Origin of the sequence: Lysobacter sp. TAB13 (assembly GCF_052113885.1) — a bacterium.
GTDB classification, from domain to species: domain Bacteria; phylum Pseudomonadota; class Gammaproteobacteria; order Xanthomonadales; family Xanthomonadaceae; genus Lysobacter; species Lysobacter gummosus.
The window spans coordinates 1-13,902 of sequence record NZ_JBFRDR010000026.1 but is presented as its reverse complement, the minus strand read 5'-3'; the positions used below and the strand labels follow the sequence as shown (position 1 = coordinate 13,902).

Here is a 13,902-nt window from a genome sequence, read left to right as displayed (position 1 = left end):
CTTTTGACCACGCAACTTCATACATCGCGCGAAAAGCAAATCCCCCGGCGCACTAAGCGCTCACTTCGAAACCGATCAACGCAGGCGCCAGCCCCCTTTTTCAAAGAGGGCGAATTTTATTGGTCGCCTCGCATGTTGCCGCTGTCGCCTTTGCCTTTGCTGTTCCCCCCTTTGAAAAAGGGGGGCTAGGGGGGATTTGCTTTTGACCGCGCAACCTTAGGCATCACGCGAAAAGCAAATCCCCCGGCGCATTGAAGGCTCACTTCGAAACCGATCAACCCAGGCGCCAGCCCCCTTTTTCAAAGGGGGCGAATTTCAAGCGCTTCCGGATGTTCGGAAAGATCCAACAACGTCTCCGCCATCGTCACGATCTGCTCGCGCATCACCAACTTGTCCAGCCACCCGCGCGGAATCGCATCGACCCCGTAGTAAGCCCCGGCTACCTGCCCGCAAATCGCCGCAGTGGTATCAGCGTCATCCCCCAGATTAGCCGCGCGCAGAATCGCCGCCTCGAACGAATCGGTATGCAGGAAACACCACAACGCCGCTTCCAGCGAGGCGACGCTGTAGCCCGACCCCACGATCTCGCTCTCAACCTTCCCCGCATAAGCGCGCGCATGAATCGCCGCGACTTTGTCGCTATCCGGCGGCGTCATCGCCGGCGTAAGTACGGCTTCCTTGCCCGCGCCCATCAGCGCGGCGCGCACTTGGCTGGCGAACAGGCGCGAGCAATCCAAAGCTTCGGCGGCGCCATGGGTGGTGCGGGTGGATTCGGCCGCGTAATGCCGCGCCAGTTCCGCATCGCGCCGCCACAGCATCGGCACCGGCGCCAATCGCATCAACGCGCCGTTGCCGGCCGCGCGCGGGCCGGGGTCGCCGGCATAGGGGTCGTCGTTGCGGCGATAACGGTCTAACGCTGCGCTCACGGTCGCGCCGATGTCGAAACACTCGCCGTTGCTGCTCAGGTAACCGTGATCGCGCCAGTTGCAGTAGCGATTCATCTGATCGCGCGCGTCGAAACCGCGGCAGTGGATCAGGCTGGCCGCCAAGCACAACGCCATCGAGGTGTCGTCGGTCCACTCGCCCACGCGCAGCGAAAACGGCCCGCCGCCGACCATGTCGGTCAGCGGTTCGAAACTGCCGCGGCTGCGGAATTCCACCGTGGTGCCGACCGCGTCGCCGCAGGCCAGACCGAGCAGGCAGCCCAGGTAACGTTCGCGCAATCCGCTCATGCCGCCTCCGGTTCGAGGTCGTCGTAACACTCGGGCACGAAGCGCGGGGTGCAGATCGCGAGGAAGATCAGATCGTCGTCGCCAAGATTGGTAATGCGTTGCGGCGCGTCGGCGGGAATGAATACGACATCGCCCGGGCCGACTTCGCCCGGCGCGATGTCGCCGACCTGCATGCGGCCGCGGCCTTGCACGATCACATAGCGCTCGGCGGTGCTGCGCAGGCGATGCAGCCGCGTCGTCACGCCCGGCTCGACGCGGATGCGGGCGATCGAGGTCTGGGCGTCGTCGGCGCTGTTCCAGCACTCCACGACATGGCAGCGTTCTTCGAAGTAGTACTCGGCGGTGTCGGCGTTGGATTTGATGCGGGCGGCGGTCATCGGCGGTCGCTGCGGTCGGATCGGCGCAGCTTAGCGCAGGCGATGTCCCGCGCTCAGGCGCCCACGCCGTGCGGCTGCACCACGCCGGTGGCGATGCCGACGATCACCAGCGCGATCAAGGCGATCGAAAAACCGATGCGCCGGGTCAGCGCGTTGACCGTGCGCTTGCTGGTGCCCTTATCGACCAGCATGTAGTACAGGCCGGCGCCGAGGTTGTAGAGGATCACGCCGAGGAAGGCGGCGACGAACAGCAGTTTCATGATTCGACCTTGCCCGTGAGCGGGCCTGTGGTGTCGGGAGAGGCAGTGCGGCCGCGCAACCAGCGCCAGCGCAGCGCGATCGCCGTGGTCATGACCAGCAAGAACAGGCCGTAGGCGATCGAGGTGGCCAGCACCTGTTTCCAGATCGCGCCGGCCTGCGGATCGGCGTTGAGCATGCTCCAGTGCATGCCCCAGAACGCGGCCGCGGTGGCCAGGATCAGGCTGGCGCTGTCGAACAGCGTGCGCGCGCCGCCTCGCGGCTGGCGCGGGTAGGCCCAGAACAGCCAGGCCAGGATCGAAAACCAGGGGATGAACAGGATCAGGGCGAGGTTGAATTCGACTTGCGGGTTCATGGTGATGAGTAGCGGCGATGACGCAGCTTTTGCTGCGAGATCCATTGTTCGCCTGCCGGCTCAGATTGCGTAGACTCAGATTCTGTAAGAAAAACCGGATCAGTCTCGGATTTGTCCGAGATTGGAGATTCGGGATTCGAAAGCGCCGACCACCGGCCCTGCTGGGAGGGTCGCTCTTGTGGGAGGGGCTTCAGCCCCGACGCCCTTCGATCAGCCACAGCGACCCCTATGAAGCGCTACCAGACCCTGGCCGACGACATCGCCCGCTCCATCCGCCAGGGCCTGCTGCGCCCCGGCCAGCGCCTGCCCTCGGTGCGCCAGGCCAGCGCGGCGCGCAAGCTCAGCCCGGCCACCGTGTTCCAGGCCTACTACCTGCTCGAATCCCAAGGCCTGGTGCGGCCGCGCGCGCGTTCGGGCTACTACGTCAGCGAGCACGTCCACGCGCTGCTGCCCGAACCCGATGCGGCGTCCGCGCCCGACGGCGAATCGCGCGCGGTGGACATCAGCGCGCTGGTGTTCGAAGTGCTGGAATCGGCGATGGCGCGCGACATCGTGCCGCTGGGTTCGGCGTTCATGAGTCCGTCGCTGTTTCCGTTGGCCAAACTCGGCCGGGCGATGGCGCACGAAGCCGTGCACCTGGACCCGCGCAGCACGGTGGACGACCTGACCCCGGGCAACGCCGAACTGCGCCGGCATATCGCCCTGCGCTACCGCATCGGCGCGGTGGAGTTGGGCATCAACGATCTGGTCGTCACCAACGGCGCGATCGAAGCGCTGAACCTGTGCATCGCCGCGACCACTCGCCCCGGCGATGCGGTGCTGGTCGAATCGCCGTGCTTCTACGTCGCGCTGCAGACGCTGGAGCGTCACGGCCTGCACGCGGTGGAAGTACCGACCCATCCGCGCGAAGGCATCGAACTCGGCGCGCTCGACGCCGCGATCCGCCGCCGCCACGCGCCCAAGGCCTGCTGGCTGATGACCAGCTTCCAGAATCCGCTCGGCGCGAGCATGCCCGAGGCGAAGAAACGCGAGCTGGTCGAACTGTTGGCGCGGCACGAGCTGCCGCTGATCGAGGACGATGTCTACGGCGAGCTGCACTTCGGCGCGCGCCGGCCATTGCCGGCCAAGGCCTTCGACACGCGCGGACTGGTGCTGCACTGCTCGTCGTTTTCCAAGACCCTGGCGCCGGGCTATCGCATCGGCTGGGCCGCGCCCGGCCGCTACGCCCAGCGCGTGGCGCGGCTCAAACTCACCAACACCCTGGCGACCTGCGTGCCGGCGCAGCTGGCGATCGCGCGCTATCTGCAGCGCGGCGGCTACGAGCGCCATCTGCGCGGCCTGCGCCAGACCTTGCGGCTACAACAGGCCGCGTACCTGGAAGCGGTGGCGCGCTATTTCCCCAGCGGCACGCGGGTGACGCGGCCGGACGGCGGCTACTTCCTGTGGATCGAACTGCCGCCCGATCGCGACGCCCTGGCCTTGCAGCGCCAGGCCGCGCAGCGCGGCATCAGCATCGCGCCGGGGCCGATCTTCTCCGCGCATCGCGGCCACGGCCACTGCCTGCGGCTCAACTACGGCCACGCACTCGATGCACGGGTGGACGCTGCGCTAAAAGTCTTGGGCGAGCTTTCGGCGGCGCGATCGGCGCCAGCCTGAGGCGCTGCGCTTCGCCGGCATCGGCCAGCGCTTCGGCCTGGCGCTTGCGGCTCAGATTGCCGAGCGCGCGCCGGTACGACCAATCGATCAACTCGCGCAGATACTCCGCCGGCAGGCTGCGCACATCGACCACGGTCACCCAGTGATAGCGGCCCATGAAGCGCGCGGTCTTGACCCCGGGGATGCCAGTGAGTTCGAGGAAGCGGTCGGAGGAGGTCTTGAAGCTGAAACGCCAGCGCTCGGGCTCGCTGGTCTTGAAGTAGGCGAAGAATTTTCCGCCCACGCTGTAGACCAGGATGTTCGACGGCGCGCCGTGCAGGCTTTCTTCCGCGCCCGGATAGGCGCGGCAATGTTTTTTTACGGCGTTGGTGTCCATGACGGAAGCGAATCGGAAGTGCGCGCATGTTCGCATGCGGGGCGATGCCGCGGCCGCGGTCGCCCCGATGATGCGCCGGCACTCACATATGCGCGGTCACCTTCGGCGTTTCGAACCAGTTGTTGTTCAGGCCGTCCATGTACTTGATCGGTGCTGCCACCAACACCTCGTGATCCACGTCCAGGCAGGCGATATTCACCGAGTAGTACTTGCCGCCCAGCACTTCCAGATCGCCGCTGCCGTAGGCATGGATGCCGCAGTGCTTGCAGAAGTGGTAGGTGCCGCTGAAGGTGCCGAACTGGTAGGTGCCGACATCCTCCGGCTTGGCGCTGAGCAGACGGAACGCATCGGGCTTCACCAGCGCGCCCCACTTGCGCAGCTTGCCGCACATCGAGCAATTGCAGCGCCCGGTGCCGGCCTCAAGGTCGAGATCGACTTCATAACGGATAGCGCCGCAGTGGCAGCTGGCCTGGTAGGTCTGGACGGTCATCTGGGCTCTCTCCGATAGCGGGGGCGGACGGCCCCGGGACGAACACAGGATACGATCCATTGAGGACAGTTCCTGTCCTCAATAGGTTTTAGACTGGGCCCCATGCTCAAGACCTCGACCCGACTGCTGCGTCTGCTGTCGCTGCTGCAATCGCGCCGCCATTGGACCGGCGCCGACCTGTGCGAGCGGCTGGAAGTGGATGCGCGCACCGTGCGCCGCGATGTCGATCGCCTGCGCGAACTCGGCTATCCGGTGCAGGCCTCCACCGGCGTGGGCGGCGGCTATCGGCTGGCCGCGGGCGCTTCGCTGCCGCCGCTGCTGCTCGACGACGACGAGGCGGTGGCGATGGTGGTGGCGCTGCGCAGCGCCACGGCCAGCGTGGCGCGGATCGAGGACACCGCGGTCGGCCTGCTCGGCAAGCTCGACCAACTGCTGCCGGCGCGGCTGCGGCGCCGGGTCAGCGCGCTGTATTCGGTGACCGTGTCGTTGAAGCAGCGCGAAGAAGGCCCCGACGTCGAGACCCTGACCGAACTGGCCGGCGCCTGCCGCGACCATCTGCTGATCGAGATGGACTACAACGATCGCGGCGGTCGCGCCACACGCCGCACGATCGAACCCTTGCGCTTGGTCAGCAGCGGCCGCCGCTGGTATCTGCTGGCCTGGGACCGCAGCCGCGACGACTGGCGGCTGTTCCGCGCCGACCGCATCCAGGCCGCGCGTTGCGGCGGCGGCGGGTTCGTTCCGCGCGTGTTCCCGGAAGACGTGGCCGCGTATGTGCAGCGGGCGATCAGCCAGCCGCTGCACGGGCCGACCGTGCGCGCCAAGCTGCGCGGCTCGGCCGAGTCGCTGACCGCGTCGCTGCCGCCGTGGTGCGGCGTGCTCGAACACATCGACGAACACTCCTGCCTGCTGCACGTGCGCGGCGAGACCCCGGAGGAAATACTCGCGCTGCTGGCGTTGACCGGAGTGGAGTTCGAACTGGTCGACGCCGGCGAGCGGCGGCCGGAACTGCGCGCGGTGGCGGAGCGGTTGTTGCGCGCGGTGCAGTGAATTTTGTGGGAGGGAGCTGTTGTGGGAGGTCTGTTGTGGGAGGGAGCTTTAGCCCCGATGCCTTTGTCTCAGCCGATTCGAATCCAGCCTCCGCTTCCAGGCGCTTTTAAAGCCATCAGGGCTCTGCTGCCGCTGATCGAAAAGCATCGGGGCTAAAGCTCCCTCCCACAACAGACCTCCCACAAAAGCTTCTCCGCAACGGCGGCAACGAGGCCGCGTCCTCCCCGGACGCGGCCTCCTCTGCCCTCCCTGCAGCATCCTGCGTCCCGGTGGGGTCAGCCGAGGTCGCTGAGGATATGGTCCGCCGCCTGCAAGGCCAGCGCGGCGATGGTCAAGGTCGGGTTGGCGGTGGCGGTGGACGGGAAAACGCCGCTGCCGACCAGGTACAGATTGGAATGGTCCCAGGACTGCTGGCGCGCGTTGACCACTGAGTGCTTCGAGTCGGTCCCCATGCGATAAGTGCCGATGATGTGGCCCGCGCCATAGAAGGTGTACGTGTTGCCCTGGTACTGGAACGTAGTCGGCGAGGCGTCCGCCCCGCTCAGCACCGGCGCCGCCGGCACCTGGGTGTACTCGGTCGCGCCGAGCGCGGCGAAGATCTGCGTCGAGGCCGCCTTCGCCGACGCGAACGCGTTGCGCACATAGTCTTCGCGGATGCGGTAAGTCACCTGCGGACGCGGCAGGCCCAGGTGATCCTTGTAGAGGTTGGACAACTGCACGCGATTGTCCGGATCGGGCAATTGCTCGATCAGATAGCCCAGGCGCAGTTGCCGCGTGTACACGCCGTTGAGCGTGGCTACCAGCTTGGAGCCGTAAAGCTTGCTGAAAGCCGGCAGCGAAGGATCGAAACGCAGCGCCTTGCCCTGCTGGTTGACCGAATCGCCGTTCAACTGGGTGTTGTTCTGGCCGAACACGAAATCGGCCAGGGTGGTGTTGGGATCGTTGGTCGCCCAGTTCCAGCCTTCGTTGCCGATCTCGATGCGATACGCGGCGCGCTGGCTGCGGAAGGCGCCGTCGCGCAGCGTCTCGATGCCCGAGGTCGATAGCGGCCCGCGAAAGGCGTAGATCGGGTCCTTGGACAAGCCCCAGGCCAGATACATCACGTGGTCCATCAGATTGCGGCCGACCTGATCGGAACTGTTCGCCACGCCGTTGCCAAAGCCGGGATTGCGATTGGACATCAGCAGCAGCTTCGGCGTCTCGATCGCGTGCGCGGCCAGCACATAGCGCTTGCCGACCGCGGTGCCGCTGCCGGTGGACGGCCCGGTCTGGCTGTCGTAGGTCAGATAGTCGATGCCGCTGACCTGATCGCCCTGCAGGCGGATGTTGTTGGCGACGGTCTGATACTGGATCTGCACGTTGCCGGTCTGCAGCGCCTGCGCCAGGGTCACGGTGCCGTCGTACTTGGCCTGGATCGGGCAGATCGGAATGCAGTTGGTATTGCCCGCGCACTGGCGGCGCTTGCCCGGACGCGAATTGCGCCCCTGCGGCGTGGGCGTGACGAACAGCGGAATGCCGTCCACGCTCAGGGACGTGACCTTCTGCTGATACAGCACGTCGTTCAACGACGGCACGATGCCCGGCATCGGATAGTCGTAGTTGGGCCCGTAGTCGCCGCCGGGTTCGACATCGAAGGTCTTGTACAGATCGACCATGGGCGGCTTGTCCGACGACACGCCGATCACTTCGGTGGCCAGGCGGTAGTACGGCAGCAGGTTCTGGTAGAACTGCGCGCCGCCGGGCCAGTCCACGCCCTGGCCGTACTTGGTATTGAGCTGGAAATCGTTCGGCAGATGATTGAGCGAGGTGCCCAGCCAATGCCAGGTGGTGCCGCCGGCGACGCGTTCGTAGGAACTGCCGAAGGCGAACTGCATGTCCGGATCGTCGGCGCGCTTGGCCGTCTGCGCGCCGTAGACGAAGTAGCACTGCAGCGGCTTCTGCCAGGCGTTGATCTGCAGCACGGTATAGCGCGGGGTGTTGAGCGAAGCCGGATCGGGCTGCCCGAGCGGATTGCCCTTGCCGGCCGGGCCTTGCATGGTCGGCGGATACGGCGACTCGGGTGTCTTCGCGTCGGCGGCGAAGAAGGTCTGCATGTACGCCTCGCGGCTCTTGGGCACGGGCGGGCCGCCCTCCAGGATCAACACCTGCTTGCCTTTGAGCGCGAGTTGATAGGCGATGATCGATCCGGAAATGCCCGATCCCACGATCACCACGTCGAAACCGTTCGCAGGGACGGTGATGCTCATGCCGGATTCTCCAGATAAGCCTGCAGCGGCGGCGGCGTGCTCGCCCAATAGCCGTAGGTGTAGTTGGAGCTGCCCATCGGATGCGACTGCATCACCCGCCACACCAGCCCTTGCGTGTAGCTGGTGGCCGAGACGATGGCGCTGAAGGTCTGGCCGTGGGTCGGCGACTGGTCATACAGCACCGTCGGCCACGCGCCCATGTACCACAGGTAGATCAACTGGCGCAGGGCCAGCACTTCGTCGGGATAGGTGCCGGCGAGCAAGGCGCCGGCGATGGCTTCCTGGTTCTTGTCCTGGCCGCCCTCGGCCTGGTTCAAGCCGTAGTAGTTCGCGATGATCTGATCGGCCATGCCGTTGGCCAGATTCTTGCGGAACACTTGCAGGTACACGGTCTTGATGTCGATCGGATCGATCTGCGGGGCGATCGCGTCGCGGGTGAACCCGGTCAGCCCGACGCTGAGGCGGATGAAGTACTCCATGTAATCGATCATGTCGCTCTCCTTATTGCGCGCGCTGCAGCAGGTAGGTGAAATCCGAGGTCAGGCCGTTGGTCATGGTCGCGTTGTTGTGGCAGGCCATGCAGCTCGACGAGGCTTGCGGCACCTTGCCCTGGATGTAGGTTTCCAAGGTCGCGTTGGCGAGGAAACTCGGCGCCGGATTGCCGGTGGGATCGGTCGGATTGTTGGCGTTGGTCGGCCACTGCGTGCTGATCAGCTCGTAGTTCGCCCACACCGTGCCGGGATAACTCTTCTGCAACGCCGCCTGATAGCGCGCGTTGAGCGCCTTGGTCGATGCGGTCAGCGGAATCTCGCGCATCACCTGGGTCGGCTGGGTATGCGCCGCGTTCGGATTCCACGGCCGCGGCGGCGGCTGGTTGACGCCGCAGTTCTTCGTGCAGTTCTTGTCGTAGAAGTTGTAATGCGATTTGTCGATCGGCTCACCGTCGCTGGGCACGTTGTCCACATGCTCGAAGGTGGACCACACCCACTGCGGCTCATCGGCGGTCTTGTGCGCGATATGCAAGCCGACCAGGCCCACGGTCTGGCGCTTGCATGCCGCGGCGACGCCCTCGTGTTCGCCCGGATTGGTGTAGACCAGCGCCTGGATGGTGTGGAAGCGGCTGACATCGTCGTTTGCGCCCATCACCTTCCACGACGACTTGATCATGATCGCGCCGACGTTCTTCGAGCCCTTGGGCTGAGCGAAGTTGGCCGGCTGAGCGAACTTGGCCTGACCGGCCTTGCTGTACAGACCGTCGCTGACGATGGTGTTGAACATGTCCTGATTGGCCATGATCGCGAAGCGCACGTACTGGCCGTTCTGGTCGATCAGCGGGCCGGTCTCGAACGGCTCGCCGCTTTCGTCGAGCACGTTCGGGGTCTTGCCGACCTGGGTCAGGTTCAAGGTGGCCGCGCCCTTGCCCTTGCACACGTCCGGCGGCGGCGGGTCCTGGCCCCACGGCGGCGGCGTGGCGCCGCCAGGCAGGAAGATGTCGCGGCTTTCCTTCCAGTTCTCCCACACCGTCGGCACGTCCGGACCGATGCTCGCGCCCGGCTTGGGATTGCCGTCGGGCCCGGCCGGCCAGTTCACCGCGACGAAGGACTGCCACGAGAACAGATCGAAATCGTCCTGCAGATCCTGCAGATTCGGTTTCTGCTGCGGCACGCTGATTTCGAGCGGAATCGTCGAACTCAACGGCGGCAACGGCAACGTGTCGCCGCTTCGCGCATGGTTGCGGATGTCGGCGCGCGACAAGGTGTCGTGCGGCTCGGGCCGAAGATGACTGTCGGTGCACGCGGCGAGCGCGAACACCAGCGCCGCCGCGGCCAGCGGTGTGCGCAACGGCGGGCCGGAGCGATATCGATGATTCATGGCCTGTCCTCTGTTCCCTGATGGACCGAAGCGAAGGTGTCGCCGGGTCGCGATGCAGGCAGCCGTCCGCGCGAGCGCGGACGCACAAAGGAACGCAGGCCGAAGTACGATGGCTGGCGATCGAATCGCTGGCTGCTTCGCGTCGGGGTCGGACGCTACCGGCCGGCGCGAGGCAAAAATGCGACGCGCATGGCAGAAGGAAAATATCCGGAGTTTCTTTGCCTTGCGCGCGAAAACGCTGTCCTGCGGCCCGCGAGGATTGCGTTCTTTGTTCCAGCGGCACGCAACACGCAAGCCGGATGGGCGGCGAAAACAGTTAGTCCGGGTAGTGCGTTCGTGAGCTTGGGTGAGCGCGCGCGAAGCTTGTTTGCGCTGCAGCGAGACATTGCGCGGCGAAGCCTGCGATCAACCCAGGCCGCGAAAACAAAAACACCGGGCGCGAGGCCCGGTGCAGGGGGAAGCCTTCGCCGCGAATCCGCGGCGAAGGCCGGGCTGCGTCAGTTCGCGGCGCAGGTGGCGCTGTTGTCGATGCGCAGTTGCTCGTAGCTCTTCTGTCCGGCCGGCAGCGGCGAGGCCTGCGCGGGCAGCAGCGAACGGTACTTCGCGTCGTAGGTCGCCGACAGGAAGCACGACTCGGCGTTGGCGTGGAACTTCAAACGTCCGTTGCCGTAGCTGGCGTCGAAGCCGGCATCGCCCAGGTCGTTGCCGCCGGTGCTGGAGACATAGACCAGCGCGTCGTAGGTGGAATCGGCCAGATTGACGTTGCGCTGCTTAAGCAACGCCGCGCGTTCGGTCTTCTGCTGTGCGGTCGCATTGGCCGGCAACGGCGCCGGCACGGTGGCGTTGGTCAACTGGCGCTGATGCTGCAGACCCAGCAGCGCGAGCGCGGCCGCGTGCGGCGTCGCCGAGGACGTGCCGTTGAAGGCGTTGTCGCCGTAAGACACCGTATCGACGTTGGCGAAGTTGGCCAGATCCGGCTTGGCGTTGCCCGCGGCCTGACCGGCCGGACGCGCGCCACCGGCGCCGAGCACCGGGCCGCGCGAGCTGTAGGCTTCCAGATTGGAGGTCGCCGCATCCAGCGCCGCCACCGTGATCACGCTGGCCGCATCGGCCGGATGGATCAGCGACCGCGCGGTCTGCGCGTACTGGAAGTTGTAGCCCGAGTTCATCAGGCGCAGGAAGTTGTTCACGCCCGCGGTCTTGCGGGTGATGCGCACGCCGAACTTGCCGCCGCCGGCGAAGCGCGCGGGGTCGAAGCCCTGCGCATTGCAGGCGGTGGTCTTGGTCGCGGCCGGCGCCTGGTAGGAAATGAATTCCAGCGGCTGTTGACCGGCCGCGCCGGTCTGGGCGAAATCCGATTGCGCCACCGCCACCCAACCGGCCGGCGTGACTACGCGGCCGTTGCGAGTCACGGCATCCGCCCAACGCACCAGCTCCAGGCGGTAGTCGGCGTTGGTGGTGTTGTTCGCGCTGGTCCAGTCGTTCCAGCCCAGCCACACGTCGAACTCGAAGGTGTCGCGGTCCTTCTGGGTCCGGGCGCCGACCGGGATGCAGCCGCCGTAGCGGCCGTCGATGGTCAGCGGATTGATGCTTTCCACGATCGCCGCGCCGTTGGCGCCGACATTGCCGACCAGGAAGTCCTGCAACACATTGGCGCCCGCGCCGGCGGTGCTGTCGTCGTCCCAATGCACCTGCGCTTCGTTGCCGGCGGCGTTGAGCACGATCACGCCGTTGTTCTTGGCCGCGTCGATGGCTTCGTACAGGCCCTTGAGCTCGCTGCCGGTGCCGGTGCCGTCGCCGGGCGCGGCGAGGTTGAAGCCCAGCGACGCGGTGATGACCTGCGCGCGCGGCTCGCCCTGGGCCACGTTCTGCGCGTTGAGATTGGCCGCGTCCTGGATCGCGCTGACCCAGTCGGCGGCGCCGGTGTTGTCGTACAGGCGGAATTTGGCCGACGGCGCGATGTCGTAGGCGATTTCGGTGACCGCGTTGCCGTGCGGTTCGCCGCGATAACCGAAGGCGCCGTTGGTGGACGCGGTCAGGGTCAGCTTGTCGGCTTCGGCGGCGCTGTTCTGCGGCCACTCCGCGGCGTCCTGCAGCGCCTTGACCGCGCCGTTGAGGTTGTTGAAGTGATCGACGACGGCGATGGTCAGGCCTTCGCCCTTGAGTTCCCTGCGCAAGCCCGCGGCGAGCTGATCGTAATTGCCGAGCGCGCGCAGCTGATCGATGTTGCTGGCGGTGGCGCCGTCGCTGAAGGCGGTGGTCTGCGACATCGTCATCAACGACACCTGCGCGACCGACTGCAGGCCGGCGACCCATTCCAGGCGCGCCAGCGGCACCGACGCTTCGATGCTCGGCGAGCCGTTGATCTGATGCGCCTGCATACCGGCGGCGAGCAAGGTCTCGCGCAGCGACGCGGTCGCGCGGTCGAGCAAGCTGGGGTTCTGCACTTGATCGTAGGTCAGCGACAGATCGACGTTGACCTTGACCTTCTCGCCATCGCGGAAGCGCGAGGGAATGCCGGCGCGATCGAGCGCGGCGATCTGCTCGGCCACCGAAGCGCCGCGATACGCCGGGCCGCGCTGCGAAGACGCCGACGGCGCGGACGCGCCGCCGCTCTGGCTCTGCGATTGCGACAAGGCCTGCACCGCCTGCAACAACTGGCCGGCGCCGAGCTTGCTTTGCGCGGCGTTGCGCGGCGTGGGCGCGTTCATCGCCACCGGCTGCATCGAGGCGTACACCGAACCGGCGGCGACGCTGGCGGCATTGGCGCCGGCGAGCGCGCCGACGGACGCGGCATCCGGCGCCTGGGTCTGCTGCCGCGACCACACCAACACCGTGGCGCAAGCGGCGGCGAGGCCGAGCACGGCGAATTTTTTCGACGACATCTTCTTCATTCGTTCATTCCTGATGCTGGTTTCAGACATGGTCACCCGCTGCCGCCGGGCGCAGGCGCCCGCCACGGCCAAGGCATAAGGACCTTGATGCGGAGAAATGGAACAGCGATGGCGGCGCGCCGATGAGGGTGGGGAGAGAGGCGTTTTCGGCACGCTCAATCCTCAAACGCAAAAAGAACTACATCCCCCCATCACTCGATATGCATTCATACAGCACGAAATTTCATAACGATTTCTTACGCGCAGCGCGCATCAACGCAGATGCGCGGCGGGCTCCCTACCCTGTTTTCGCAGACGGGATAGATTCGATTCGCGATGGGGATCCGCTATCGGTGCGGGCGTTGCACAGGTGCGGGGTCGGTTTCAGTCGAAACGTTTTTTCAGGTGCGATGGACGCGGAAATTTGCGCGGGAATGCCCGATGAATATCGGGTCGATGTTCGGATCGATAGACCGCGCGCAGGCGTCGCCGCACACCTGTCGTCACATCGACGATGATGAATGCACTGAACGATTGGATGCGAACGCGGCCTCGCGCGATCGCATCACCTCATCGCGCCGCGCGTCTCAGCGGATCGCGATGAGATAACCCGCCACGACGGCGGGCATGTCAAAACCGGGAACTTCGACGACACCGAAGGCCGACCACGCGCCCCACCTCACCCCTGCGGCGCACCCCGAGCCAACACCACTTCCGACGGCGGCGGCGCGCCGAACAGGCGCTTGTACTCGCGCGAGAACTGCGACGGGCTTTCGTAGCCCACGCGATGGGCCGCGGCGACGGCTTCGATGCCGCCGACCATCATCAGCCGGCGCGCTTCGTGCAGGCGCAGATGCTTCTGGAACTGCAGCGGCGACATCGTCGTCACCGCCTTGAACTGGTGGTGCAGCGAGGAGGTGCTCATGTGCACTTCGTCGGCCAGGTCCTCGATGCACAGCGGCTGCAGATAGCGCTGGCGCAGCACCGCGACCGCCTTGGCGACGCGGCTGGAGCGGCTGTCGGTGACCGCCAGCGCGCGCAGGCGATGGCCCAGGTCGCCCATCAGCACGCGATAGAAAATCTCGCGCAGCGCCATCGGCGCCAGCACCGGCAGGTC

The 13,902-nt window shown here is 66.1% G+C and carries 13 protein-coding genes; 2 read left to right on the top strand and 11 right to left on the bottom strand.

Features of this window, described 5'->3' with window-relative positions; genetic code table 11:
* Positions 1–299: 299 nt before the first annotated feature.
* Genes AB4Y92_RS22120 through AB4Y92_RS22105 form a run of 4 tightly spaced genes read right to left on the bottom strand, consistent with a single transcriptional unit; the run spans position 300 to position 2,222 of the window.
* Complete coding sequence (locus tag AB4Y92_RS22120) at positions 300–1,232, bottom strand: ADP-ribosylglycohydrolase family protein (protein ID WP_441821620.1); 933 nt, start codon at positions 1,230–1,232, stop codon at positions 300–302.
* Positions 1,229–1,609, bottom strand: a complete 381-nt coding sequence (locus AB4Y92_RS22115; RefSeq protein WP_441821619.1) for a cupin domain-containing protein — start codon at positions 1,607–1,609, stop codon at positions 1,229–1,231. Before AB4Y92_RS22115 ends, AB4Y92_RS22120 begins: the two co-directional genes overlap by 4 nt.
* 53 nt (positions 1,610–1,662) lie before the next feature.
* The gene (locus AB4Y92_RS22110) at positions 1,663–1,869 is read right to left on the bottom strand and encodes a twin transmembrane helix small protein (protein ID WP_057941446.1); all 207 of its coding nucleotides are present in this window, start codon (positions 1,867–1,869) and stop codon (positions 1,663–1,665) included.
* Positions 1,866–2,222, bottom strand: a complete 357-nt coding sequence (locus AB4Y92_RS22105) for a hypothetical protein (protein ID WP_441821618.1) — start codon at positions 2,220–2,222, stop codon at positions 1,866–1,868. The genes AB4Y92_RS22110 and AB4Y92_RS22105 overlap by 4 nt, the downstream gene beginning before the upstream one ends.
* A gap of 228 nt (positions 2,223–2,450) precedes the next feature.
* On the opposite strand from AB4Y92_RS22105, the gene AB4Y92_RS22100 reads away from it, so the two are divergent.
* Positions 2,451–3,878: an aminotransferase-like domain-containing protein gene (locus tag AB4Y92_RS22100; RefSeq protein WP_441821617.1), complete on the top strand. Its 1,428-nt coding sequence runs from the start codon at positions 2,451–2,453 to the stop codon at positions 3,876–3,878.
* Here the strand turns inward: AB4Y92_RS22100 and AB4Y92_RS22095 are convergent.
* Positions 3,790–4,254: an MmcQ/YjbR family DNA-binding protein gene (locus AB4Y92_RS22095; RefSeq protein WP_441821616.1), complete on the bottom strand. Its 465-nt coding sequence runs from the start codon at positions 4,252–4,254 to the stop codon at positions 3,790–3,792. The genes AB4Y92_RS22100 and AB4Y92_RS22095 overlap by 89 nt on opposite strands.
* An 82-nt stretch (positions 4,255–4,336) precedes the next feature.
* Complete coding sequence (locus tag AB4Y92_RS22090; protein WP_441821615.1) at positions 4,337–4,744, bottom strand: GFA family protein; 408 nt, start codon at positions 4,742–4,744, stop codon at positions 4,337–4,339.
* A 102-nt stretch (positions 4,745–4,846) separates the two neighbouring features.
* Here AB4Y92_RS22090 and AB4Y92_RS22085 point away from each other — a divergent pair, with 102 nt between their 5' ends.
* Positions 4,847–5,794, top strand: coding sequence for a helix-turn-helix transcriptional regulator (locus tag AB4Y92_RS22085; RefSeq protein ID WP_441821614.1), 948 nt, complete (start codon positions 4,847–4,849; stop codon positions 5,792–5,794).
* A gap of 275 nt (positions 5,795–6,069) precedes the next feature.
* On the opposite strand, the gene AB4Y92_RS22080 is transcribed toward AB4Y92_RS22085, so the two are convergent.
* The 5 genes from AB4Y92_RS22080 to AB4Y92_RS22060 all read right to left on the bottom strand — a co-directional run.
* The gene (locus tag AB4Y92_RS22080) at positions 6,070–8,040 is read right to left on the bottom strand and encodes a GMC family oxidoreductase (RefSeq protein WP_441821613.1); all 1,971 of its coding nucleotides are present in this window, start codon (positions 8,038–8,040) and stop codon (positions 6,070–6,072) included.
* Entirely contained in the window at positions 8,037–8,531 is a 495-nt protein-coding gene (locus AB4Y92_RS22075) for a hypothetical protein (RefSeq protein ID WP_441821612.1), read from the bottom strand. The genes AB4Y92_RS22080 and AB4Y92_RS22075 overlap by 4 nt, the downstream gene beginning before the upstream one ends.
* Before the next feature lie 10 nt (positions 8,532–8,541).
* Positions 8,542–9,912 (bottom strand): hypothetical protein, encoded by a 1,371-nt coding sequence (locus AB4Y92_RS22070; RefSeq protein ID WP_441821611.1) that lies wholly within the window; start codon positions 9,910–9,912, stop codon positions 8,542–8,544.
* Between the two features lie 497 nt (positions 9,913–10,409).
* The gene (locus AB4Y92_RS22065) at positions 10,410–12,806 is read right to left on the bottom strand and encodes a S8 family serine peptidase (protein WP_441821610.1); all 2,397 of its coding nucleotides are present in this window, start codon (positions 12,804–12,806) and stop codon (positions 10,410–10,412) included.
* A gap of 658 nt (positions 12,807–13,464) precedes the next feature.
* The coding region (locus tag AB4Y92_RS22060) for a helix-turn-helix domain-containing protein (protein WP_441821609.1) at positions 13,465–13,902 on the bottom strand (438 nt) is incomplete at its 5' end.